Raw genomic sequence first — 21,680 nt, 5'->3', positions numbered from 1 at the left:
GGCTCGGGGTCACTCCAAGCGTGGCTGGTAAACCCGGGTTCGCCGGCGGGAATGAGGACGCCAGAGACCGTCGGCTGTCATCCAGTTACGGACGGTTTCAACAGAGAGATGAATATGATGGCGTTCAGCCAGTTTTTCGGTTGCGAGCGTTGGGCCAAAATCTGAATAGTGGCACCGGATCAAATCCAGGGCTTTACAGCGTGTTTCTTCATCGATCCGGTTGTTTGCAGGACGTCCACGGCGGGAAGATGCAAACGCGGTTGCGCCATCTGTCCGGTACAGGCGCACAAGACGCTGCACCTGACGAACACTGAGCTTAAGTATGTCTGCTGCGTCGCGCTGAAGCAAAGCCCGGTCAAATACTCGCTGAATAATGCCAAGCCGGTAAAGTTCTTTGTCTGTCATAGTCACCAACATAAGATCGCGGTCCTGTGCTGAGCAAAATGAAGGCTTAGCGTACACGACGCGTGTGAATTGTGCTGAGACGACAATAACGCTTTGTGCTGACAAAGCCTGTCAAAGCTCAATTGAAATGTCCTTTATCCGGCTCAATTAAAATGTCCACTTTGATCTCAGATTCTCTTTGCTGATAGACTTTCCTTCGACTGAAACAACAGGATGATTGATCTCATGCTTCGATACGAGTTAACGCCGAACAATGCAGGTTTTATACTGTGGGGAGATTCAGAAGCCCTGAATGAATTGCACGAACTCGTTCATTACATCGTGGATGAAAGCCCACTGATTAAAGTTAAAGACGGATTTATGTTATCCCTTGCCTATGATATTCGTAAAGCGCGGGAAGGTAATCGTCGTGTTGAGCAACATCAGTATGATCAACATGATACATATAAGCTTTATGGTGTTGAGATTTTATGGCCTCTGGTCCTGGTTCAGTCCTCAATACTCAGAAACTCAATGGGTTATATTCAGACAGACAAAAACCAGCTGTCTGTCATGTATGCCTTTGAATACCTGATAGAATCAGCATTAACAGAGTCTGACCGAACAACGTCGAATGATATTATGCAAACAGCAAAATATGCATCAGACTCTGATTTTAATTTCATTGAGGATAATATTGACAGCAGGTGCTGCTATTTTATCAGCTTATCTCCGGAGCAAAGAAAAAAGCAGTTAATCAGTATTGTTCGCTCTTTTGATTCATTATGGGGTAAGTATGCCCGTGAAAAGCAGGACATAAAGATGCTGAACGAAATGAATAATACATCATGGGTCTGGCCGGACAATATCAACTGGTGAGCAACAACCGTCCGGTCAGTGAGTACCATCAGCGGGCTCTTTTACCAAAAATATCCTCTGAACGTGACTGAAGCTGTTTGAGTGCTTCGAGCATGTCATCATTATCCAGTGAGCGCTGGGATTTCTTCCCTTCCTGCTTTGGCCGTCGTCGGGAAGGGCCATCACCAGCGGGAATTGACTGAGAGCGCGTGTTATCCCGCTTGCTCTGCACCAGACTGATAAACTCCAGGGTTCGGCCAAGACGCTTGTTATCGACAATCGCGCCCTGGTCGATTTCTGACAGTCGGTCGTAAGTAGAGTAGGGAAGTAACGTACCGTTCAGGCGCAGCTCTTTTCTGCCATCAGGATAGTGATACACATCGATATATTTACCTATTGCACGGCGACTCAGCTCGCTGTCTTCAATCAGGTACAACATTTTATCATATTGTATCGTCAACGATTTTGAGACTTTACGTTTTTCACGAACAGTGAAAATAAGCTCCAAGTCTTCATCATGTTCTACAGCACGGTGTACGTCAAAATCATGTCGCGGTACTTTGCCAAAACGGCGGTTATAGTCAGCCATATAGGCCTCAGCGAAGTCATTTGCAGCCTCCATTGAGCAAATGCCCTGTAACCGCAGTTCTTTTACCAGACGATCCTGTAAAGTCAGGTGAGCACGTTCTACACGCCCTTTGGCGGGGCTGGTTTCTGCACAGATAGTCTGGATGTTCAGTTCATGCATGGCTCGCCCAAACTGAGTATGTCCGTCTCCGCCTGTGGCGTGTTTATTGTTAACACGAAAAACACCAGCTTTATCGCTGTACAGTGCCAGCGGTTTACCATGCTTATCAATATAGCGCCGCGTGGCTTCAAAGTAAGAAAACGTGGACTCCGATTTAACAAACAACAGTTCCATCAGTTTGCTGGTTGCATCATCAACGTAGACCAGCGCTGTGCAGGCCGGGCCACGGCCTTCAAACCAGTCATGATCACAGCCGTCAATCTGTATCAGTTCACCAGTGCAAGGACGCCGGTACCGTGGTTGAGGGATCCTTGCGGCGCGTTGTTTACGGGGGATCCATAAACCAGCCCGGACCATGATGCGCCGGACTGTTTCTTTGCCAAGAAACAGTCCGTGGAGCTCTTCGAGCTTTTCACGCGCGAGAGTTGGACCGAAATCAGCATAACGCGTCTTGATCAGTTCCAGAGCCTCGTCTGCGAGCCCGGGAGGCAACTGACGGTTACCACGCATGCCACATCGTCTGCTGGCCATACCAAGCGGACCGCCTTCACGGTAACGAGCAAGAAGACGGCGGCATTGTCTGTCGCTGATACCAAGGTGCTCGGCCGCACGACGCGTTGTGATGCGACGTTCGATGACGTCCTGTATAATCTTAACCCGGTTGATCTCTTTCAAAGTAAACACTCCTGAGCTTTCTGCGCTCATGATATGCCTCCCGGTAGTTTAAACGGACCAGTGAAGCTTACCATAACGCGGACATCTGAATTGAGCCACAGGCGGACATTACTATTGAGCCCCTACAAAGCCTGTCAAAGCTCAATTGAAATGTCCTTTATCCGGCTCAATTAAAATGTCCACTTTGATCTCAGATTCTCTTTGCTGATAGACTTTCCTTCGACTGAAACAACAGGATGATTGATCTCATGCTTCGATACGAGTTAACGCCGAACAATGCAGGTTTTATACTGTGGGGAGATTCAGAAGCCCTGAATGAATTGCACGAACTCGTTCATTACATCGTGGATGAAAGCCCACTGATTAAAGTTAAAGACGGATTTATGTTATCCCTTGCCTATGATATTCGTAAAGCGCGGGAAGGTAATCGTCGTGTTGAGCAACATCAGTATGATCAACATGATACATATAAGCTTTATGGTGTTGAGATTTTATGGCCTCTGGTCCTGGTTCAGTCCTCAATACTCAGAAACTCAATGGGTTATATTCAGACAGACAAAAACCAGCTGTCTGTCATGTATGCCTTTGAATACCTGATAGAATCAGCATTAACAGAGTCTGACCGAACAACGTCGAATGATATTATGCAAACAGCAAAATATGCATCAGACTCTGATTTTAATTTCATTGAGGATAATATTGACAGCAGGTGCTGCTATTTTATCAGCTTATCTCCGGAGCAAAGAAAAAAGCAGTTAATCAGTATTGTTCGCTCTTTTGATTCATTATGGGGTAAGTATGCCCGTGAAAAGCAGGACATAAAGATGCTGAACGAAATGAATAATACATCATGGGTCTGGCCGGACAATATCAACTGGTGAGCAACAACCGTCCGGTCAGTGAGTACCATCAGCGGGCTCTTTTACCAAAAATATCCTCTGAACGTGACTGAAGCTGTTTGAGTGCTTCGAGCATGTCATCATTATCCAGTGAGCGCTGGGATTTCTTCCCTTCCTGCTTTGGCCGTCGTCGGGAAGGGCCATCACCAGCGGGAATTGACTGAGAGCGCGTGTTATCCCGCTTGCTCTGCACCAGACTGATAAACTCCAGGGTTCGGCCAAGACGCTTGTTATCGACAATCGCGCCCTGGTCGATTTCTGACAGTCGGTCGTAAGTAGAGTAGGGAAGTAACGTACCGTTCAGGCGCAGCTCTTTTCTGCCATCAGGATAGTGATACACATCGATATATTTACCTATTGCACGGCGACTCAGCTCGCTGTCTTCAATCAGGTACAACATTTTATCATATTGTATCGTCAACGATTTTGAGACTTTACGTTTTTCACGAACAGTGAAAATAAGCTCCAAGTCTTCATCATGTTCTACAGCACGGTGTACGTCAAAATCATGTCGCGGTACTTTGCCAAAACGGCGGTTATAGTCAGCCATATAGGCCTCAGCGAAGTCATTTGCAGCCTCCATTGAGCAAATGCCCTGTAACCGCAGTTCTTTTACCAGACGATCCTGTAAAGTCAGGTGAGCACGTTCTACACGCCCTTTGGCGGGGCTGGTTTCTGCACAGATAGTCTGGATGTTCAGTTCATGCATGGCTCGCCCAAACTGAGTATGTCCGTCTCCGCCTGTGGCGTGTTTATTGTTAACACGAAAAACACCAGCTTTATCGCTGTACAGTGCCAGCGGTTTACCATGCTTATCAATATAGCGCCGCGTGGCTTCAAAGTAAGAAAACGTGGACTCCGATTTAACAAACAACAGTTCCATCAGTTTGCTGGTTGCATCATCAACGTAGACCAGCGCTGTGCAGGCCGGGCCACGGCCTTCAAACCAGTCATGATCACAGCCGTCAATCTGTATCAGTTCACCAGTGCAAGGACGCCGGTACCGTGGTTGAGGGATCCTTGCGGCGCGTTGTTTACGGGGGATCCATAAACCAGCCCGGACCATGATGCGCCGGACTGTTTCTTTGCCAAGAAACAGTCCGTGGAGCTCTTCGAGCTTTTCACGCGCGAGAGTTGGACCGAAATCAGCATAACGCGTCTTGATCAGTTCCAGAGCCTCGTCTGCGAGCCCGGGAGGCAACTGACGGTTACCACGCATGCCACATCGTCTGCTGGCCATACCAAGCGGACCGCCTTCACGGTAACGAGCAAGAAGACGGCGGCATTGTCTGTCGCTGATACCAAGGTGCTCGGCCGCACGACGCGTTGTGATGCGACGTTCGATGACGTCCTGTATAATCTTAACCCGGTTGATCTCTTTCAAAGTAAACACTCCTGAGCTTTCTGCGCTCATGATATGCCTCCCGGTAGTTTAAACGGACCAGTGAAGCTTACCATAACGCGGACATCTGAATTGAGCCACAGGCGGACATTACTATTGAGCCCCTACAAAGCCGGTTCGCATAACAAAGATTATGTTAAATTCAATAATAAACGAAATAAAAATCAATATGTTGAGGCAGTGGCCTGCTACTTTCCCACTCCAGCAACCAGTCATGGAAGCTTTAGAAACAGAGTCCTCTCATGAGTTTGTGATGCCTTAAATCCATGGTGAGCATAGAAACCTTTGGCTTCTTCAGTAAGCGCATGAACCATTATCGCACGAACGCCAATGTTCTCAGCTACGCGATAACACCGTAGAACTGCATCGTGGAGTAAATCGGCACCAACCCCTTTTCCGTGCAATGAGACATCTACCGCCAGGCGAGCGAGTATAATCACCGGTATAGGATCTGGCATGTTACGCCGAAGACTGCCTGTAGCTTCCGTATGGTTAACGCTACCGGTGGCCAAAGAGTAAAAACCAGCTACTTTCTTCGTACCCTTCTTGCAAACAACGAACGTTCGGGCAGCGCCAAGAGCTTGATTTTTTAAACCTCTCTGTTTTAGCCATTCATCGAGGACTGTCTCTCCACTGACGAACTCAGCCAGCTGATGAGCGCTGGATAACGGCTCGGGCGCGGTTATACGTCCCACTGAGGTTTCCTTGCCAGTAGTTTATTAATGGCGGAATCATCCTCGACTGGTGCATCGAGCATATCGATGAACTCTGCATACTGTTCGTCGTTAAAATTGAAAACACGGCGATCAAGGATCACATTCTCCGCAGCCTTGCAGGCAATCTCTAGGATAAAGTCGGTTCGCGATTTATGAAGGATCTCTGCAGCGGCATCGATGAGTGCTCTCTGAGACTCTTTAGCTCTTAGGTTGAGTTGAACATCTGATTTCATACACACCTCTCCTGTATAGCAATTGGTATACAAGAATAACACAACACGAACGTATAGCAAATGCTACACATCCCAAAGTGTCGATAATGCGTTTTATGTTAAATATCAACAACTTAGCGTCAAATTACAGCTGTTCTTCTGCAATGGCCTGCTCACTATCACTGCCAGCACGGCTTCAGTCGGGATAGATGGATTCTTTTCTGGCATTAATGCCATAAAGACAAACACGTTTTTTTTCAGGCAAATGGATACCCATCAGGCGAAGAATAAAGCCGCGCCACCCCCGGTTAACCTGACGGTTATAGTCATACAGGTCTGCATTTTCTTTTTTAAGCTTTGACCATTCATGCATGAGTGTTAGTGCATCGAGCTCGGTGATGTGCTTCACTTCATCACCGATACGTACTGTGTTAATGCCTCTTCCCGTCATGATGATCCCCTCCGGCAATATCAGTTTCAGATTAACGCTGTTGTGATGATGATTTAACTACACACTAAAGGCAATCTAACGTTTAATCATACCCCTGATAATAAAGAACATCATGGTTAATGAAAACACAATCAGAAGCCAGCCAAAGGGTTTGGCATCAAAAACAGTAGTGATGCAATCATTAGTACAGGTAACCACCTTCGGGGTGACAATAGAAATTCCCCATCCAAGAATAACTACCATAGTGCCTGCTACTGCGGCTAAGAAAAAAGTGGTGAAGAATGCGCATCCGACTACCAGTAACAATCCAATCAGTTCAAATATCATATTCATGATTGCGCTCCAGGTGAGATAACTGCGAACAGACTGATGCTGGCTGTATTATTTAACATATTTCCAGACGCCTGCAGGTATTTTATCATAAAACTTCCCCATTGCCATTTCCGCCAGCCGGTGATCCACTGCGGCATTAAAGTGCTCAAGTTCGTCATCCGTCAGGGAATATTTATTTTTTTCTATTATCCTTTCCAGAGTTTCCTGTGATGTACAGCGGCGTAGTCGTAAAATCCATTCCTGTTTCGTCATTAGTTTTATATATCCTGAGGTGTCCCGGTAATATCATTCTGGAAGATGCTTTTCTTTCAGTCGGTTATGAGTGAACCATTTTGCATATGTAATGTAAACCACAAAAGTTAAGAGTGCGGACAGACTATATATCCAGAGAACAGGCACTACGTGATGAAAACGTATCATCTGACCGGATTCATCTGCCATACTCATTAATGCATTGCTGTATGTTTCAGTCTGAATAAACTCGTAGTAAGGTACCATCACAACATGAAGAAAAAATAAATTAAGCAGATACGTCAGAGAAAACGCGTGTTCCTGCCCGTTATAGGGCGCATACTGCGCAAAGGCGAACATCCATCCTGTGAAAAGCAGAAAACACATCGCGAAATACACCACCACCCATACCGCTGTTTTCATCACTGCCCTCAGTTATATAATTTGTCTGTAACGAAAATGGCATTCAGGCGTTCAGGTCCGTGCCGTTCTGCTTCAGATAATCACTGATGCTCAGGCCGGACAAGCGAATGTTATCCGAAATCTCCCTGAACTGCTCCTCCCAGCCGTCCTGCAACTCCCTGATTGCCGCGATCTGGAAAGCAACACTGAAAGGCGTTCTGCCCAGTTTCTCGGACAGCCAGAAAAGATGCCTGCCAATCTCTTCGTCCGGTACCGAATCGAGCGCATCACTCAGAAAGGTTTTTTCGTCTTCCTGCCAGGGATGACCGGCTCGCGGGAACCGCGGATCAGACTGGCGGTCTTTTTTCTCCCTTTTTTCCCGTCTGGCAACGGTCGGCGCATCGCCTTTTTTCAAGCCGACGCGCGCTTTCATGGCGCCGATAGCGGCGACGGCCAGTACCAGCGTTTCACGCTCCTGGCGCGTGAGCAGGCTGTCCTCGCAAATCAGGGTGTTCAGGTTATCGATCAGCTTATTCAGCCCGGGTTCAGTGACTTTCATTTTATGCTCCTGTTCCTTGTGTGGTGGCGATCAGTCCCGGCTCTCATTCACCTGGACGGTGACCGGCAGGCCTGCATCAAAACAGGCCTGATACCAGCTGGCCACCTGCAGGGGATCGCCCTCTTTTATCCGGCGTATGCCGCCGGCATCCGTCAGCTGCAGGCAGGTGGTACCGTCCAGACGGATCACGTAGGCCGCTTCCCTGATGGTGTAATGGCCGTCATCCAGCTGCAGCTCCACCGCGTCACCGGCAGCCGTCTGGCGTAACGGCAGACGCCGGACGTCTGTCAGTCGTTTTCGTGCCGTTTCAGCCTCGCGTTCTGCCTGGAAGAGCGGTTCTGCAATGCAGCGACCGTCCTGCGTCAGCTCGACGGCCAGCTGCAGGTTCGGGGCGCGCAGGGTGCGCAGCCAGCCCGCGGCTTCCATGCGCCGGCAGGAGGCGCGCAGGTTCGGCCCGTACACCGGGGCGTCCCCGCCCTGCTCCAGCACCCGCTCGATATCCCGCGTCGCCACCGGGCCCGGCCGTTTCGCATCGAGGGCGGCCAGCACAATCAGCACCCGCCGCTGCAGCGGCGATGGTCGGCGCGCCTGAGTCATTGCTTGTCCGCCTCCGGCCAGATGAGTTTTCTGAGGCGCAGGTGATCGGCGTCTATGAGCTCTTGCCTCTTTATGGCATTCACTGAGGCATAGCCATTTATGGCCAGTTCATACCAATAGCTCAGCACGGCACCGGCCTTGGCTGACTCGCTGATGTAAATCGCGCCCTGGCTGTCCAGATTGCACTCACGGATACGCTCTTCCGCTATCCGGGTCAGCTGCTCATAGCTGAGTGAAAAATTCACTTCTTTCTCATCCATCCTGCACGCTCCGTCTGATAATGTCCGGTTAGGTAAAAAATCATACCTCGAATGATTTATATCGCATTGAGCAAACATCATATCAGATATTATATTGTGATTTATGATAAATATCACATTAAGAATGACTTTATGTGTTTAGGACGATTATCATATCAATGGCAGGTTTCCCGCCGTGCAGATCCGAAAAGATGCTAAGTCGGATCTCCATACTACTGCAGTGTTGTTTTGGCTAAAATTCGGGAGATGGAAGCGGGGGAGTAAGCTGATATAATGATGTAAGAACTAATCTTACATAAGAAGCGGAGGGGTTATGGCCCGTACGATGACGGTGGACGTGGGTGATGAGCTGCGTGAATTTATCGATTCCCTGGTTAAGGCCGGTGATTACCGTACCCAGAGCGAGGTCATGCGTGACGCGCTGCGTCTACTGCGCGAGAAGCAGGCTGAATCACGCCTTCAGGAACTCCGCGATCTGCTGGCCGAAGGAATCAGCAGCGGCGAGGCGAAACCATGGAACAAGAATGCATTCCTGAGGAATGTCAGGGCCAGGGTGGCAAATGAAAGAGATTGAGCTGACACCCAAAGCAGAAGAGGATCTGGAGGCCATCTGGGACTTCAGCTTCAGACAGATCGGGGTTGTTCAGGCGGATGCATAGATCGGTCGTATAGCTGCAGTATTTGATGTGCTGGCCATGCATGATATCGGCACGCATTGTGCAGAGCTGGGAGACGATATCTGCACACTGCCGGTAGAACCGGCATACGATCTATTTTGTATCATCACATTCTATGGTTACGGTCATTCGTATTCTCAGCCAGTCTCAGGATACGGCGCGACATGCACCCTGGAGATGACCGGGGAACAGGATTCTCAAACAATATAAGTTAATTGTGAGGTCGACATGACCAAAAAAAACATTGTGTATGGACTCTTTCATTATTATTCATTTCGCTTATAAAAAAAACGCTCCCGGACGGGAGCGTAAGCCAGTGACTTCGGCGTCAAATGAGGGTCTGACAAGTGGAGCTGCGGGTTAATTCTGGGTGATCTGGCTGCGATGCTTTTCCGCCTGTTGCTGATGAATAACGGAAGACTGGCCATTATTCGCCTTCTCATGCACAACAGCGGCTTTCTCATGCTCGCTCATTTCGGAAAATGGCTTAGCAGTTTCTTGGGTGTTCTCAGGTTTGGCTTTCATCATTTTTTTATGCATTTCAGCCATGTCCTGATGGGCGGCAGAATTGCCGTTTTGCATCATTTCATGGGACATTGCGGCCTGATCGTGACCGCTCATATCCATCATTTTCATGCTCTCCCCCTGAACTGCACTTTTTTCAGCGGATGATTGCATCTGATGGGCAGGCGCCTGGGCATTATTTACCTGGTCATGCATGTTCATTGTCTCTGCAGCCCAGGCAGATGAAGCGACAGCCATCATGGCAATAAAGGATACAAGGATCTTTTTCATGGTTGGGTCTCCGGTGTTTTCATACCCGAACAATCAATGCTTATAACAGAGAAAGCATTTGATCTCAGGGCTGGTTGATCATCACGCCAGGAACCGGGCGATTGAATTATCACGCTGTCCTGATTTATGGCTGATTATAAAAAACCGCCTCTGTTTATCGCGTGACTGAACGATGACATTTTTGTCACCTTCCGGGTTTCTCCTGAATAACGGTATTAATCCATTAACAGACGCACACTGAACACAATTTCCCGCCCCTGCTGTTCTGCTGACAGCTCGCCGCCGTGAGCATGAATGATCGACCTTGTAATTGATAATCCCAGCCCCGCGCCTTCCGTGTTGTAGAACCTTGATGAGTCTGCGCGATAGAACCGGTCAAACAAACGTTCCAGATTAGCGGGAACCTGGCCGGACATCGTATTCGTAATCATCACGTTCACACAGTCACTGTCACGCTCAAGGTGTATCGCTGTACAGGTGTTATCGGGAGAATACTTGATTGCATTGGAAAGCAGGTTACTGAAAGCACGTCGGAGCATATCGCTGTCTCCGGCAACAACGCCCTCTCCTTCAACCGTGATTGTCTTTCCTGTTTCGTCTGCCAGGGGCTCGAACAACTCACGTAATTCATTCAGTTCGGCTGCCAGATCCACATCATGTTTATCCAGCCGCAGCAGACCATGCTCTGAACGTGCCAGAAAAAGCATGTCACTGGTCATTCGTGACAACCTTTTCAGTTCTTCCAGGTTAGCGAATAAAATTTCGCGGTAATGCGAAACATCCCTTTCCTTAGCCAGTGCAAACTGCGTCTGCATCATCAGATTACTGACTGGTGTGCGCAGCTCATGCGCGATGTCAGACGAGAAATCTGACAGTTTCCGGAATGCCCCCTCCAGGCGATCAAACATATTATTGAACTCCTGCATGGTCTCAGAGATTTCCGGCGGAGCCAGATCGGGATTTAGACGCTGATCCAGGCTGTGTACGGTCATGGAGGAAGCCAGACTGGTCATTTCCCGTAGCGGTTTCAGACCAATACGTGTGGTCAGCCAGCCCAGAATAACAGAAATAAAGACCAGACCGATATTGAACCAGAACAGCCAGGTACTGAGTTTGTCCATAAACAGGGTGTGATACCCAGTATCCGTGGCAACCGTAATGATGACATGTTTGCTTTTACCCTGTTCCGGCGTCACGGCAACCCGCCGCGAGATACTGCGGTACACGGTGTTATTTTCTTCCGTCTGGATCATATAGTCGAGAATATCACCCGACTTATTAAGCAGGACCGCTGGAACAACAGAATTTTTGGCATAGAGTTCAACAATTTTTTCATTTTCCATGTTTTTTATAGAAATGAATAAGCCATTGTGCCCCACCATCGCATCGTTTATTTTTTCTGATAATGACTTAATATCCGTTTTGTTCCTGAACGTCTCTGTTTTAAGAAACTCTTCGGTGAGCTGAAGTTTACCTGTCAGAAAATCGCGGTCCTGATTATCGAAATAGCCATTCAGGGTGCTAATCAGGATAAAACTTGATAACCACCATACCGTAAGCATCACCGCAGAAAAAATCAGGCTCAGGCGTGTGGTCAGGGAAATTTTGAACCTCACTCTTCTCTGATCTCCAGGACATATCCGGCACCGCGAACGGTATGGATCAGTTTTGGCTCAAAGTCATCATCAATTTTACTTCTCAGACGTCTCACGGCGACATCAATCACATTCGTATCACTGTCAAAATTCATGTTCCAGACCAGGGACGAGATAAGACTCCTGGGTAACACTTCTCCGGTGCGTTGCAGCAGCAACTCAAGCAGAACGTATTCTTTACCGGTGAGATGGATCTTCTTCCCCGAACGGATCACGGTCCGGCGCACCATATCAACGGTCATATCGGCGATGGTGCAGACTGTTGCGGCCTGCGAGCGTGCCCGGCGCAGTAGGGTTCTTACACGTGCAACCAGCTCCGTAAAATCAAAGGGCTTAATCAGGTAGTCATCTGCGCCAAGCTCCAGTCCTTTCACTTTGTCCCGCACGTTGTCCTTTGCGGTTAAAAACAGGACCGGTTCTTCGTGCCCGGACTCCCTCAGTGCGCTGATGATTTGCCACCCGTCGAGGAAAGGCAGCATCACGTCCAGTATTATCAAATCATACTGTCCCTTCGACGCGGCCCCGAGACCATCGCGGCCATTATTAAAGAGATCGGCCTGATAGCCTTCCTCAACCAGTCCCTGCTGCAGGTAACGACCTGTTTTTTGTTCGTCTTCAACGATTAAAATACGCTGCATGGTCAACTCGCTGATATGAAAGTAAAAATCTCACGCATGAGCTTTGGCTGTCCCCTAGCTGATCTGAGACGGAGCAAGCATTCCAAGCCACGCTACGGCGCCCAGAATGATAATCGCAACAACGAATTCTGTCAGGATGCTGTTTCGCATCAGGGCAACGCTGCGATCATAATTCCCTTCCCTGACCATAACTTCAAGCCGGGGACCCAGGTGAAACCGGTTTGCTGCAGCCAGAAGAAGCATCAGAACAAACAGAGCCGTCTTGGCAAGCAATATCCTCCCCCAGGAACTGTTGAATAAGGGAGTTAAGTTACCCTCAGCAATATACAGATAGTTGACCAGCGCACTCAGGATCAGGGCTACAACAATCACCGTTCCTGCCGTGGCAAATTTTGCCAGGGAGTCAGATATCACAATGACGCTCTGTGCATTATGCTCGTTTCTGCGCATCAGCAGGATAGCAAATGCAACCAGAGCACCTGTCCAGGCACCTGCAGCGCCGAGATGGGTCAGATCGCTCAGTAAATGGAGATAGTAATGCAGACCGTCATGCATAACGGCGTGTCCTCCCCAGGCAAGTGTAGCCAGCGCCACGCCCCCACTCATCGTCATCAGCAGGCAGGACAATACTCTCTTATTAGTGTAAAGGAACAAAGCACCGAGTGTGGTAAACAGGGCACAGAGCCTGACAATCCAGCTAATACCCACATCAGTTTCTTCTATCACCATCTCGATAACATGGATGGATAATTCTCTGAGGTCAGTTACTCCACTCATGGCATTAGATACCAGGAGCATATTAATGCCAGTAAGAATGATGCCTGTAACAACAGCAAAGGTTATAAACGACCTGAAATTAGTCAGGTTATAGGTTTCATGTCTGACACCGCTTATTCCATATATCTGAAAAAATGGCAATCCAAATATTACCATCAAATCCAGATAAAGAAGAAAACGAATAACAATCATAATCAGGTCGTTCATAATATTACTTCACTGTAAAGGTGTAATTACCGGTAATAGGGTGCGTATCTGAAGAAACCGCGCGCCAGTCAACACGATAAGTGCCAGCGGGTAAAGGCTCTCGCGGAATAATGACCATCGATTTAGGGTCAGCGCCTGGCGCCACTTTTGCCGCGACCGGCATCGGAGAATGTGATGACATGCCTTTCATACCCGTCATCGTTAATTTTGCACCTGAGAATTTCACGGTCAGATTTTCCGAGAAATTAAGCTGAATCTTTTCCGGGGCCGCTACGGCTGAATCAGCCTGTGGCACAGAGCTTTTTAATTCCGGATGGGCCGTAGCAGAGAAAGCAACGCCCATAACGAGGCCACCTGTAAGAATGGCTTTATTTAAAATCGACATTTTATTTACCTGTTTAGTTGAGTGTTTTATATCAGTGCGTTAAAACCAGATTCTGGCTCCCGCCAGGAATACTACCTGATGGTCTTTCTCACCTTCTCTTTTCGCCATATCGGATGTTTTCCCGTAAAGTTGATTCCAGGAAACGCCTATATAGGGTGCAAACTCACGGCGTATTTCATAGCGCAGCCGGAGCCCCAGCTCTGTGTCAGTCAGTCCCCTGCCGCGACCCCGCGATTCATCATCCTGACTGTAGAAATTCACCTCATAGGATGGCTGGAGTATGAGCCGGTTAGTCAGTAAAACGTCGTATTCTCCTCCCAGACGAAGGGCTGCTTTTCCGCCATTACTGACAAAACCCGTAATTTCAGACTCAAAATTATAGAGTGCCAGCCCCTGAAAACCGACAGCAGCCCATGTCCGGGCAGAAGCAGGTCTGAAATCCTGCCTGACACCCGCAACCAAATCCCACCATGGGCCAACCGCATGTCCCCAGAGTAACTGCGCTTCAGCCGCCTCCGTTTCCCCATTGCTTCGTTCACCTTCACTCTTTAGCCAAATCCGATCTGTGTCGCCTCCAATCCAGCTGTTAACACTCCAGCTGAAATTGTTGGTGTTATCCGACCGTTGCCATTCCAGTTGATCCAGCAGAACCAGATAATTAATCGCACTGTCGTGAATCGCATGCCCCTGTAAATTGCCGAATGCAGCCTTCCGGTCGGCATCGGTAACAGGCGGAATTGGCGTTCTGCTCTCAGTTACAATGGGCTCCATTGACGTCATCTCAGTGAAATTCTCATCTGCTGGCATCTGCATGGCAGACATGTCGTGCCCGGCGTGGGGATCTGCAGAGACGGAGCCCGCCGCAATAGAAAGCTGTGAGGTAAACAAACCGGCGACCAGAACAGGTATGGCCTTCAAATTTCTCTTCATTCGCATCATTCCTCCACCCGGACTTCACGAAACATTCCCATTTCCATGTGATAGAGCAAATGGCAGTGATACGCCCAGCGGCCAAGCGCATCTGCTGTCACTCTGTAACTGCGTTTTGTACCAGGGGGAACATCTATTGTGTGTTTACGAACCATGAAATTACCGTTTTCATCTTCCAGATCGCTCCACATACCATGCAGGTGAATGGGGTGAGTCATCATGGTATCGTTGATCAGCGTGATCCTGAGCCGCTCACCGTATTTCAGCAGCACCGGTGCGGCATCTGAAAACTTGATTCCGTTAAATGACCAGGCAAACTTTTCCATGTGGCCGGTTAAATGCAGTTCTATGGTACGGCCAGGTTCACGTCCGTCAGGATCCTCAAAGCGGCTTTTCAAATCCGCGTACGTGAGAACCTTTCTTCCGTTATTTCGAAGACCAATACCCGGATCATTTAATTTCGGAGAGACGCTCATCGCCTGCATATCAACCAGTGGGTTATCCGTTTCTGACGCAGGATGACTTTGCATACCCGGCATTCCGGCCATCCGGGAATGATCCATACCGGCCATGCTGCTGTGATCCATGGGCGCGGAGGATGTCCCGCTATCCGGAAGGTCAGCACCGTCCATAGACATCATCTCTCCGCTGTTATCCATGCCTCCCATCTGGCTGTGGTCCATTCCTGCCATATCATGTCCCATTCCCCCCATACCCATATCTTCCATGGTCAACAGAGGACGGGGATCGAGGGGGGAACGGCAGCACTTAACCCCTCTCTCGTGGCCAGTGTCCCTCGAGCGTAACCGGTCCTGTCCATGGATTGTGCGAAGATGGTATAGGCCTCACCCTGAGGCTCCACAATGACATCATAGGTTTCGGCAACGGCAATCCTGAATTCGTCAACGGTAACCGGGTTTACATACTGGCCATCTGCAGCCACGACCGTCATTTTCAGCCCGGGGATACGGATATCGAAATAGGTCATTGCCGAGCCGTTGATAAACCGTAAGCGTATCTTTTCACCGGGACGGAACAGTCCGGTCCAGTTTTTCAGCGGGGCCTGCCCGTTCATGAGATAGGTGTAGGTGTAGCCACTGACATCCGCGAGGTCAGTCGGATTCATTTTCATTTCAGCCCACATTTTCCGATCGGCAATGGTGGCTGACAGCCCCCTGGTATTCACGTCGCGGAAAAAAGAGCCAACGGTTGGTTTATTGAAATTGTAGTAATCCGACTGTTTTTTTAATTTTTTCAGCAGGCTGTGAGGATTTTCATCGGTCCAGTCAGACAACATGACCACATGCTCACGATCGTAAGTAAACGGTTCTGGCTCCCTGGCATCGATGATAATGGCACCGTATACCCCCTCCTGTTCCTGCAGACCGGAATGGCTGTGGTACCAGTAAGTCCCGTTCTGCTTAACCTTAAAGGTGTAAACGTAGGTATCATCAGGCTCTATGCCCATAAAACTCAGCCCCGGAACACCATCCATATTGGCCGGAAGAATAATGCCGTGCCAGTGAATGGACGTCTGTTCATTAAGACGGTTTTTGACCTTCAGGGTAATGGTGTCACCTTCTTTCCAGCGAAGAACGGGCCCCGGCAGGCCTCCATTGATTGTTTTGGCCTGACGCTCACTGCCCGTGATATTGACGGCCGTTTCACCAATGGTCAGGTCAAACTGAGTACCCTGCAGGGATGCGGCAACTGGCAGGCTCAGACTGGAACGCGCATTGAAACTCCATACGCCAAGACTTCCGGCTACGCCAGAGAGGGTTAACCCCTTCAGGAAAGTTCGTCGAGACGTTTTCAACAGCATGCGCATTCCCTTATTTAAAGTATGGTTACTGACAGAATTCGAGAACCGATTTAAATTAAATTACTGGTTCATCCACTTACAATGAAATGAATCTAGCACACCTTAAGAAACAAATTCATTACAATCGTGTAATGTACATAGCTGTATTACATTTACGTCATCTTCCCCACAGGTTGATTATTTTTATATATGATCATAAGGACATCTTTTATGTACCTCAGAAGGTAATTACACATGAATATATTAATCACGACCACTGCGTTTACAGCTTTATTTTGTGGGGCAGCTTTTGCTCAGTCCAGTGATATTGCCCATGAAACACATCGATTTGTTAATAATGCCTCAGCCGTCAGTCATGTGAATTACTCGACGCATGAAAACTTACCGGACAGGGTTAATAAAAACAACACGCCCTCATTCTCTGAAATGAATGAACATGAAAGGGCCATTGTTGCTCATTCATTTATGAACAACAGCGCGTCCTATGCGCATCAGAAAATGATTGAGGAACATAAAAAAATGCTGTCCGGCAGTGATGCAAATTCAAAGACCTCGTCTTCTTCTTTTAACGAACTGAATGCCGGAGAAAAAGCCGCTCTCGTGCATGAGCAGGTCAATAATGCCGGTGCGGAAGCACATCAGACGCAGGCAAGAAAGCTTCGCGGGCTGTATTCGACCAGGTAACTGCAGGCGGGTTAGTGCTTAGCGTCAGGTGCGCAGCAGGGCTTTACTGACGGGTTACGTAGCAGGACATGAGCCCCATATTGCTCTGCCGTAACCTGTTTCAGTCCCGTTAATCATCACCGTCGGGCTGGTCATACAGTTCCCAGAGCTTCAGGAGCAAACGGGAAACAAGATATGTTACAAAAATGACGACCATCAACGGTGCTCCCGATTAACTGACAGATGACACGCCTCCTGAAAACCCCTAGCATACGCCGCAGTGTTCATGCTAACGGCGAATTCCAGTAAATGTATTCTACCGATGTCGTAAAAGAAAATGCCTACCTTTCAGCCACCCGCTCGGGGCTGGAATCGAACGAGATCGCTACTCTTCAGCGCTCCTTGCCTTCCCGGTTTAATCTGCGGCATTTGAAAAAAAATGAATCATTAAAACTCGTACTGCAAAAGAAAGCGGGAAAATCACGTGTCGTGGCCTATAAATTTACGTCCGGTTCATTTAATTACACGGCGTATCGTATATCAGATAAAAAGTTCTATAACCTTTCCGATACTTCCGGGAAAGGCAGTCTCGATTATCCGTTACCGGCCACAGCAAGACTCAGTTCGCCTTTCAATCCTGCAAGACTTAACCCGGTATCGGGAAAAGTGAGTCCCCATAATGGCATTGATTATTCCATGCCCATGAACACGAAAATAGTCAGCGTCATCGACGGAAAAATCACCCGGGCCGAATACAACAGCACCATGGGATATTTTGTTGAAGTAACAGGAAAAGCCGGTGTTAAAACTCGCTATCTCCACCTCAATAAAATACTCGTTACTAAAGGGGCCAGGGTTACCCGGGGAGGCGCTATTGCGTTATCCGGTAACAGCGGACGTTCATCCGGTCCTCATCTGCATTACGAGCTGGTCATCAATAACAATCCTGTTAACTCACTGGCGTTCCGGGCAGCGGCACCCGCTGATAACAAACTTGAACAGCATGCCTTTGCGCATGCCAGAGACTACGAACGATACCTGGACTGATAACGGGGCCGCGACGCGGCCCCGTCTGCCGGATTAATTTTTTTTATCGTTTTCACTTCCTTGATGTTGATGATCTCCATGCCCTCCGTGGCCGTGGAAAAGATGCATTAGCGGGCAGACCAGCAATAACAGATATGGCCAGTAACCTGCCACATGTGACCAGTGTTCGCGCAGGAGGGCAAATGCCGCGATCGCGGCGACAGCAATAAGCGCATAGGTGGTACTTTTCATACTGGACTCCTTCTGTTCGTAACAGCCCCTTCACTCAGTGTTATTTCCCGAGCCTGACACTTTTCAGACGCAACGCATTCACAATGACGCTGACGGAGGAAAGAGCCATGGCCGCCGCCGCAATAACTGGCGACAGCAGTATTCCATACACAGGATAAAGCAGGCCTGCAGCCACAGGCACGCCAAGTGCGTTGTAGATAAATGCAAAAAACAGATTCTGTCGGATATTTTTCATGGTGATTTCTGACAGATGACGGGCCCTGTTCAGTATCATCAAGTCGCCTTTGAGAAGGGTGACTCCGGCACTTTCAATTGCCACATCTGTACCCGTTCCCATGGCTATTCCCACGTCAGCCGCTGCCAGCGCCGGGGCATCATTCACACCGTCTCCGGCCATCGCAACCACATGGCCAGACGCTTTCAGTCGGGTTATCACTGCTTTTTTGCCATCCGGCAGAATCCCGGCTTCAACCTCATCTATTCCCAGTTTCCGTGCGACTGCTTCAGCGGTAAGCTGGTTATCCCCGGTGAGCATAACGATGCGGATCCCCGCCTGACGCAAAGCTTTAAGCGCATCCGGCGTGGTTGCTTTCACGGGATCCGAGATAGCTATCAGGCCTGCAAGGTGCCCGCCTGTGGCCACATAGATAACGGTAGCACCTTCCATCCGCAACGTATCCGCAACGGCCTTTTGATTATCAATAACGATACTGTTTTCCTGCATAGCCAGTTCATTACCAATAACAACCCGTTGACCTTCGACATCGCCTGAGACACCTTTACCCGACGGCGCATTGAAATGAGTGACTGCGGGTATTGCGATCCCCTTTTCCTGTGCTGCTTTAACTACTGCCATACCCAGCGGATGCTGCGAGCCTTTTTCCACTGCGGCCGTTACACGCAAAAGAGATGTTTCCCCACCCGGATTGAGACTGATAATCCCTGTCACCGTCGGCGAACCTTCCGTGAGCGTGCCTGTTTTGTCGACAACCAGCGTGTCCACTTTTTCAAGACGCTCAAGGGCTTCGGCATTCTTAATTAACACCCCGGCCTGGGCTCCTTTGCCCACCCCCACCATTATCGACATCGGCGTGGCCAGCCCCAGCGCGCAGGGACAGGCAATAATCAGGACCGACACAGCCGCAATGAGACCGTGCGCCATCCTGGGCTCGGGCCCCCAGACAGACCAGATCATGAAAGCAACAACCGCGATAAGTATCACCAGAGGAACAAACCAGCCTGAAACGCTGTCAGCCATTCTCTGGATGGGGGCCCGCGAACGCTGTGCATCAGCGACCATCTGAACAATTCGTGAGAGCATCGTTTCATCACCGACTTTCTCTGCACGGATGATAAGACTACCTGTCTGATTAATCGTCCCCCCAATGACGGGTTCACCCTCCGTTTTGGTAACCGGCATAGACTCCCCGGTCACCATCGATTCATCCACGGTTGTTTTGCCTTCGACCACGATACCGTCGACCGGAATACTCTCTCCAGGTCTGATGCGGAGCTTATCGCCAGGCAGGACATCTTCCGCATTAATATCCGTTTCATGACCGTCATGATCCAGCCGCCTGGCGGTTTTGGGGGCAAGGTTCAGAAGTGCAGTAATGGCACCTGAGGTTTGTTCCCTTGCCCGCAATTCAAGGACCTGTCCCAGCAGAACAAGCACCGTAATAACAGCTGCGGCTTCAAAATAAATGGCCACCAGGCCATCCATGTTTCTGAACGATGCAGGAAACCAGGAGGGGAAGACGGTTGCAATGACGCTGTAAACCCAGGCTACGCCGGTCCCCATTGCAACAAGGGTAAACATATTCAGGGAGCGGTTACGTAACGACATTCCGGCCCGGGCGAAGAATGGCCAGCCACACCACAAAACGACAGGAGAGGCCAGAAGTAACTGCAGCCATGTGTTGTACTGTGGCGGTACTGTATTCCTCAAAGCGGGAAACAGATGAGAACCCATTTCGAGTATCAGAACCGGAAACGCCAGCAACAACCCCAGCCAGAAGCGTCTTGTCATGTCGCGAAGTTCATCACTCGTCCCCGTGGATGCCGTAGCTACGAGCGGCTCCAGTGCCATTCCACAGACAGGACAGCTTCCGGGACCACTACGGCGTATCTCCGGATGCATCGGACATGTCCACACACCTTCAGAAATCTCTTTCTCCGCCTGGCGGTGAGACTGTTTTATCTTATCAGGGCTGACTTCATGGTGGTCGTGGTGATGGTGATGTTCACTGGCATCTTCGGTAAAATAATGATCGGGATGGGCTTTAAATTTGCTCTCACAGCTGGCGGAGCAGAAATAAAGCTGATGGTCCTGGTATCGAATGCTGCTGTGCGCCTTGTCAGGCAGGATGACCATCCCGCACACGGGATCTCTCACCTTATGCAATGCGTGACTCTCGTCCGGGGATGATGTCTGCTCAGAAGCAGTCTGGTTGTTATGTTCCACTGCATTGTCATTTTTCACAGTAACTCTCCTTATGCATATCTGAAGCATTTTCTGTCTTCAGGATATGTCATGGATGCGATTACCACGAATGCCGCCGGCATAAGAGTGCCTGCTGCCGGCGTCCCGTTATCAGCCGTTCCGCTGACTATTCGATTCGCTGGAAGACTTTTTTACTGCCCTCCGGTGAGAATGCGATAACATCGTAAGCCTCTTTTCGGGCCCCCATCTCCATTCCCGGACTTCCTGCTGGCATACCGGGGGTGGCGAGACCGTATATACCCGAACCAGACTGCATGGCCTTATGTATCGTTGCCGCAGGCACATGGCCTTCAATGATCAAATTACCTACAACCGCGGTATGACAACTTCGTAGTCCAGCAGGAACAGCATGCTTTTCTTTCAGGGCTGACAGCGCCTGATCATTCATGACGTGAGTTCGCACTTCGAACCCGTCTTTTTCCATCGCTTTGCCCCACAGGGAACAACAGCCACAGTTTTCAGATTTGTACATATCAATGACTTTTTCACTCGCCATTGCAGGCAGTGACAGGCCGAGAGCCAGGGCCATTAGAACCACTTTTTTCATACTCACCTCTGTATATTATCGATATAAACCCTGACGTCAGGGTGAATCAGTGCAGAAGGACGCCCACTGGGGGCGC

General features: G+C 49.3%; 27 protein-coding genes and 2 pseudogenes. 7 read left to right on the top strand and 22 right to left on the bottom strand.

What is annotated here, in order from left to right:
* Positions 1-9 precede the first annotated feature (9 nt).
* A complete protein-coding gene (locus tag CDA56_RS29370) occupies positions 10-417 on the bottom strand; it encodes a helix-turn-helix domain-containing protein (RefSeq protein WP_101827194.1) in 408 nt (135 codons plus the stop codon).
* Between the two features lie 213 nt (positions 418-630).
* On the opposite strand from CDA56_RS29370, the gene CDA56_RS29365 reads away from it, so the two are divergent.
* Positions 631-1,263 carry a DUF6904 family protein gene (locus CDA56_RS29365; RefSeq protein WP_004883463.1) on the top strand — a complete coding sequence of 211 codons (633 nt, stop codon included), beginning with the start codon at positions 631-633 and terminating at the stop codon, positions 1,261-1,263.
* Between the two features lie 28 nt (positions 1,264-1,291).
* On the opposite strand, the gene CDA56_RS29360 is transcribed toward CDA56_RS29365, so the two are convergent.
* Positions 1,292-2,695, bottom strand: coding sequence for an ISNCY-like element ISKpn21 family transposase (locus CDA56_RS29360; protein WP_004883460.1), 1,404 nt, complete (start codon positions 2,693-2,695; stop codon positions 1,292-1,294).
* A gap of 218 nt (positions 2,696-2,913) precedes the next feature.
* On the opposite strand from CDA56_RS29360, the gene CDA56_RS29355 reads away from it, so the two are divergent.
* A complete protein-coding gene (locus tag CDA56_RS29355; protein WP_004883463.1) occupies positions 2,914-3,546 on the top strand; it encodes a DUF6904 family protein in 633 nt (210 codons plus the stop codon).
* A gap of 28 nt (positions 3,547-3,574) precedes the next feature.
* On the opposite strand, the gene CDA56_RS29350 is transcribed toward CDA56_RS29355, so the two are convergent.
* From CDA56_RS29350 to CDA56_RS29305, 10 genes are all read right to left on the bottom strand, one after another.
* The gene (locus tag CDA56_RS29350) at positions 3,575-4,978 is read right to left on the bottom strand and encodes an ISNCY-like element ISKpn21 family transposase (protein WP_004883460.1); all 1,404 of its coding nucleotides are present in this window, start codon (positions 4,976-4,978) and stop codon (positions 3,575-3,577) included.
* Positions 4,979-5,178: 200 nt separating this feature from the next.
* Positions 5,179-5,661, bottom strand: coding sequence for a GNAT family N-acetyltransferase (locus CDA56_RS29345; protein WP_004098919.1), 483 nt, complete (start codon positions 5,659-5,661; stop codon positions 5,179-5,181).
* Complete coding sequence (locus CDA56_RS29340; protein WP_004098921.1) at positions 5,649-5,915, bottom strand: type II toxin-antitoxin system TacA family antitoxin; 267 nt, start codon at positions 5,913-5,915, stop codon at positions 5,649-5,651. Before CDA56_RS29340 ends, CDA56_RS29345 begins: the two co-directional genes overlap by 13 nt.
* 175 nt (positions 5,916-6,090) lie before the next feature.
* Positions 6,091-6,345 (bottom strand): hypothetical protein, encoded by a 255-nt coding sequence (locus tag CDA56_RS29335; RefSeq protein ID WP_049078423.1) that lies wholly within the window; start codon positions 6,343-6,345, stop codon positions 6,091-6,093.
* A 75-nt stretch (positions 6,346-6,420) separates the two neighbouring features.
* Complete coding sequence (locus tag CDA56_RS29330; RefSeq protein ID WP_004098928.1) at positions 6,421-6,678, bottom strand: hypothetical protein; 258 nt, start codon at positions 6,676-6,678, stop codon at positions 6,421-6,423.
* A 48-nt stretch (positions 6,679-6,726) separates the two neighbouring features.
* Complete coding sequence (locus CDA56_RS29325; protein ID WP_004098931.1) at positions 6,727-6,930, bottom strand: HHA domain-containing protein; 204 nt, start codon at positions 6,928-6,930, stop codon at positions 6,727-6,729.
* A gap of 33 nt (positions 6,931-6,963) precedes the next feature.
* Entirely contained in the window at positions 6,964-7,332 is a 369-nt protein-coding gene (locus CDA56_RS29320; protein WP_009653915.1) for a hypothetical protein, read from the bottom strand.
* Between the two features lie 43 nt (positions 7,333-7,375).
* Positions 7,376-7,870 (bottom strand): hypothetical protein, encoded by a 495-nt coding sequence (locus CDA56_RS29315; RefSeq protein ID WP_004118696.1) that lies wholly within the window; start codon positions 7,868-7,870, stop codon positions 7,376-7,378.
* Positions 7,871-7,900: 30 nt separating this feature from the next.
* Positions 7,901-8,467 carry a hypothetical protein gene (locus CDA56_RS29310; RefSeq protein ID WP_029497543.1) on the bottom strand — a complete coding sequence of 189 codons (567 nt, stop codon included), beginning with the start codon at positions 8,465-8,467 and terminating at the stop codon, positions 7,901-7,903.
* Entirely contained in the window at positions 8,464-8,727 is a 264-nt protein-coding gene (locus tag CDA56_RS29305) for a hypothetical protein (RefSeq protein WP_004118691.1), read from the bottom strand. The genes CDA56_RS29310 and CDA56_RS29305 overlap by 4 nt, the downstream gene beginning before the upstream one ends.
* 313 nt (positions 8,728-9,040) lie before the next feature.
* Here CDA56_RS29305 and CDA56_RS29300 point away from each other — a divergent pair, with 313 nt between their 5' ends.
* The 3 genes and pseudogenes from CDA56_RS29300 to CDA56_RS31435 all read left to right on the top strand — a co-directional run bounded on the left by CDA56_RS29300 (position 9,041) and on the right by CDA56_RS31435 (position 9,585).
* Complete coding sequence (locus tag CDA56_RS29300) at positions 9,041-9,301, top strand: type II toxin-antitoxin system ParD family antitoxin (protein WP_104011503.1); 261 nt, start codon at positions 9,041-9,043, stop codon at positions 9,299-9,301.
* Positions 9,267-9,386: a type II toxin-antitoxin system RelE/ParE family toxin gene (locus CDA56_RS29295; RefSeq protein WP_009654306.1), complete on the top strand. Its 120-nt coding sequence runs from the start codon at positions 9,267-9,269 to the stop codon at positions 9,384-9,386. The genes CDA56_RS29300 and CDA56_RS29295 overlap by 35 nt, the downstream gene beginning before the upstream one ends.
* Before the next feature lie 36 nt (positions 9,387-9,422).
* Positions 9,423-9,585: pseudogene (locus tag CDA56_RS31435) on the top strand (type II toxin-antitoxin system RelE/ParE family toxin).
* Between the two features lie 179 nt (positions 9,586-9,764).
* On the opposite strand, the gene CDA56_RS29285 reads toward CDA56_RS31435, so the two are convergent.
* From CDA56_RS29285 to pcoA, 7 genes and pseudogenes are all read right to left on the bottom strand, one after another.
* On the bottom strand, positions 9,765-10,199 hold the full coding sequence (locus CDA56_RS29285; protein WP_004118347.1) for a hypothetical protein: 435 nt from the start codon (positions 10,197-10,199) through the stop codon (positions 9,765-9,767).
* A gap of 215 nt (positions 10,200-10,414) precedes the next feature.
* Positions 10,415-11,815 carry a copper resistance membrane spanning protein PcoS gene (gene pcoS, locus CDA56_RS29280; RefSeq protein ID WP_064360950.1) on the bottom strand — a complete coding sequence of 467 codons (1,401 nt, stop codon included), beginning with the start codon at positions 11,813-11,815 and terminating at the stop codon, positions 10,415-10,417.
* Entirely contained in the window at positions 11,812-12,492 is a 681-nt protein-coding gene (gene pcoR, locus CDA56_RS29275) for a copper response regulator transcription factor PcoR (protein ID WP_001188930.1), read from the bottom strand. Before pcoR ends, pcoS begins: the two co-directional genes overlap by 4 nt.
* A gap of 54 nt (positions 12,493-12,546) precedes the next feature.
* Positions 12,547-13,425, bottom strand: a complete 879-nt coding sequence (gene pcoD / locus CDA56_RS29270) for a copper resistance inner membrane protein PcoD (protein ID WP_080821469.1) — start codon at positions 13,423-13,425, stop codon at positions 12,547-12,549.
* A gap of 55 nt (positions 13,426-13,480) precedes the next feature.
* Complete coding sequence (gene pcoC, locus CDA56_RS29265; protein WP_085397508.1) at positions 13,481-13,861, bottom strand: copper resistance system metallochaperone PcoC; 381 nt, start codon at positions 13,859-13,861, stop codon at positions 13,481-13,483.
* 39 nt (positions 13,862-13,900) lie between these two features.
* Complete coding sequence (pcoB, locus tag CDA56_RS29260) at positions 13,901-14,791, bottom strand: copper resistance outer membrane transporter PcoB (protein ID WP_001378118.1); 891 nt, start codon at positions 14,789-14,791, stop codon at positions 13,901-13,903.
* A gap of 5 nt (positions 14,792-14,796) precedes the next feature.
* Positions 14,797-16,613, bottom strand: a pseudogene (pcoA, locus tag CDA56_RS29255) (multicopper oxidase PcoA).
* 234 nt (positions 16,614-16,847) lie between these two features.
* On the opposite strand from pcoA, the gene CDA56_RS29250 reads away from it, so the two are divergent.
* Both CDA56_RS29250 and CDA56_RS29245 read left to right on the top strand, forming a co-directional pair.
* Complete coding sequence (locus CDA56_RS29250; RefSeq protein ID WP_064360952.1) at positions 16,848-17,297, top strand: hypothetical protein; 450 nt, start codon at positions 16,848-16,850, stop codon at positions 17,295-17,297.
* A 288-nt stretch (positions 17,298-17,585) separates the two neighbouring features.
* Complete coding sequence (locus CDA56_RS29245; RefSeq protein ID WP_000287501.1) at positions 17,586-18,323, top strand: peptidoglycan DD-metalloendopeptidase family protein; 738 nt, start codon at positions 17,586-17,588, stop codon at positions 18,321-18,323.
* Positions 18,324-18,356: 33 nt separating this feature from the next.
* On the opposite strand, the gene CDA56_RS29240 is transcribed toward CDA56_RS29245, so the two are convergent.
* The 3 genes from CDA56_RS29240 to CDA56_RS29230 form a co-directional block, all read right to left on the bottom strand.
* Entirely contained in the window at positions 18,357-18,554 is a 198-nt protein-coding gene (locus CDA56_RS29240; RefSeq protein ID WP_000843497.1) for a DUF2933 domain-containing protein, read from the bottom strand.
* A gap of 40 nt (positions 18,555-18,594) precedes the next feature.
* Complete coding sequence (gene silP / locus CDA56_RS29235; protein WP_129897305.1) at positions 18,595-21,066, bottom strand: Ag(+)-translocating P-type ATPase SilP; 2,472 nt, start codon at positions 21,064-21,066, stop codon at positions 18,595-18,597.
* Between the two features lie 97 nt (positions 21,067-21,163).
* Positions 21,164-21,604, bottom strand: coding sequence for a DUF411 domain-containing protein (locus CDA56_RS29230; RefSeq protein ID WP_002436620.1), 441 nt, complete (start codon positions 21,602-21,604; stop codon positions 21,164-21,166).
* Positions 21,605-21,680 lie beyond the last annotated feature (76 nt).

The sequence above is a fragment of the Klebsiella michiganensis genome, assembly GCF_002925905.1.
GTDB lineage: Bacteria > Pseudomonadota > Gammaproteobacteria > Enterobacterales > Enterobacteriaceae > Klebsiella > Klebsiella michiganensis.
This window is presented reverse-complemented; position numbering and strand designations above follow the sequence as displayed.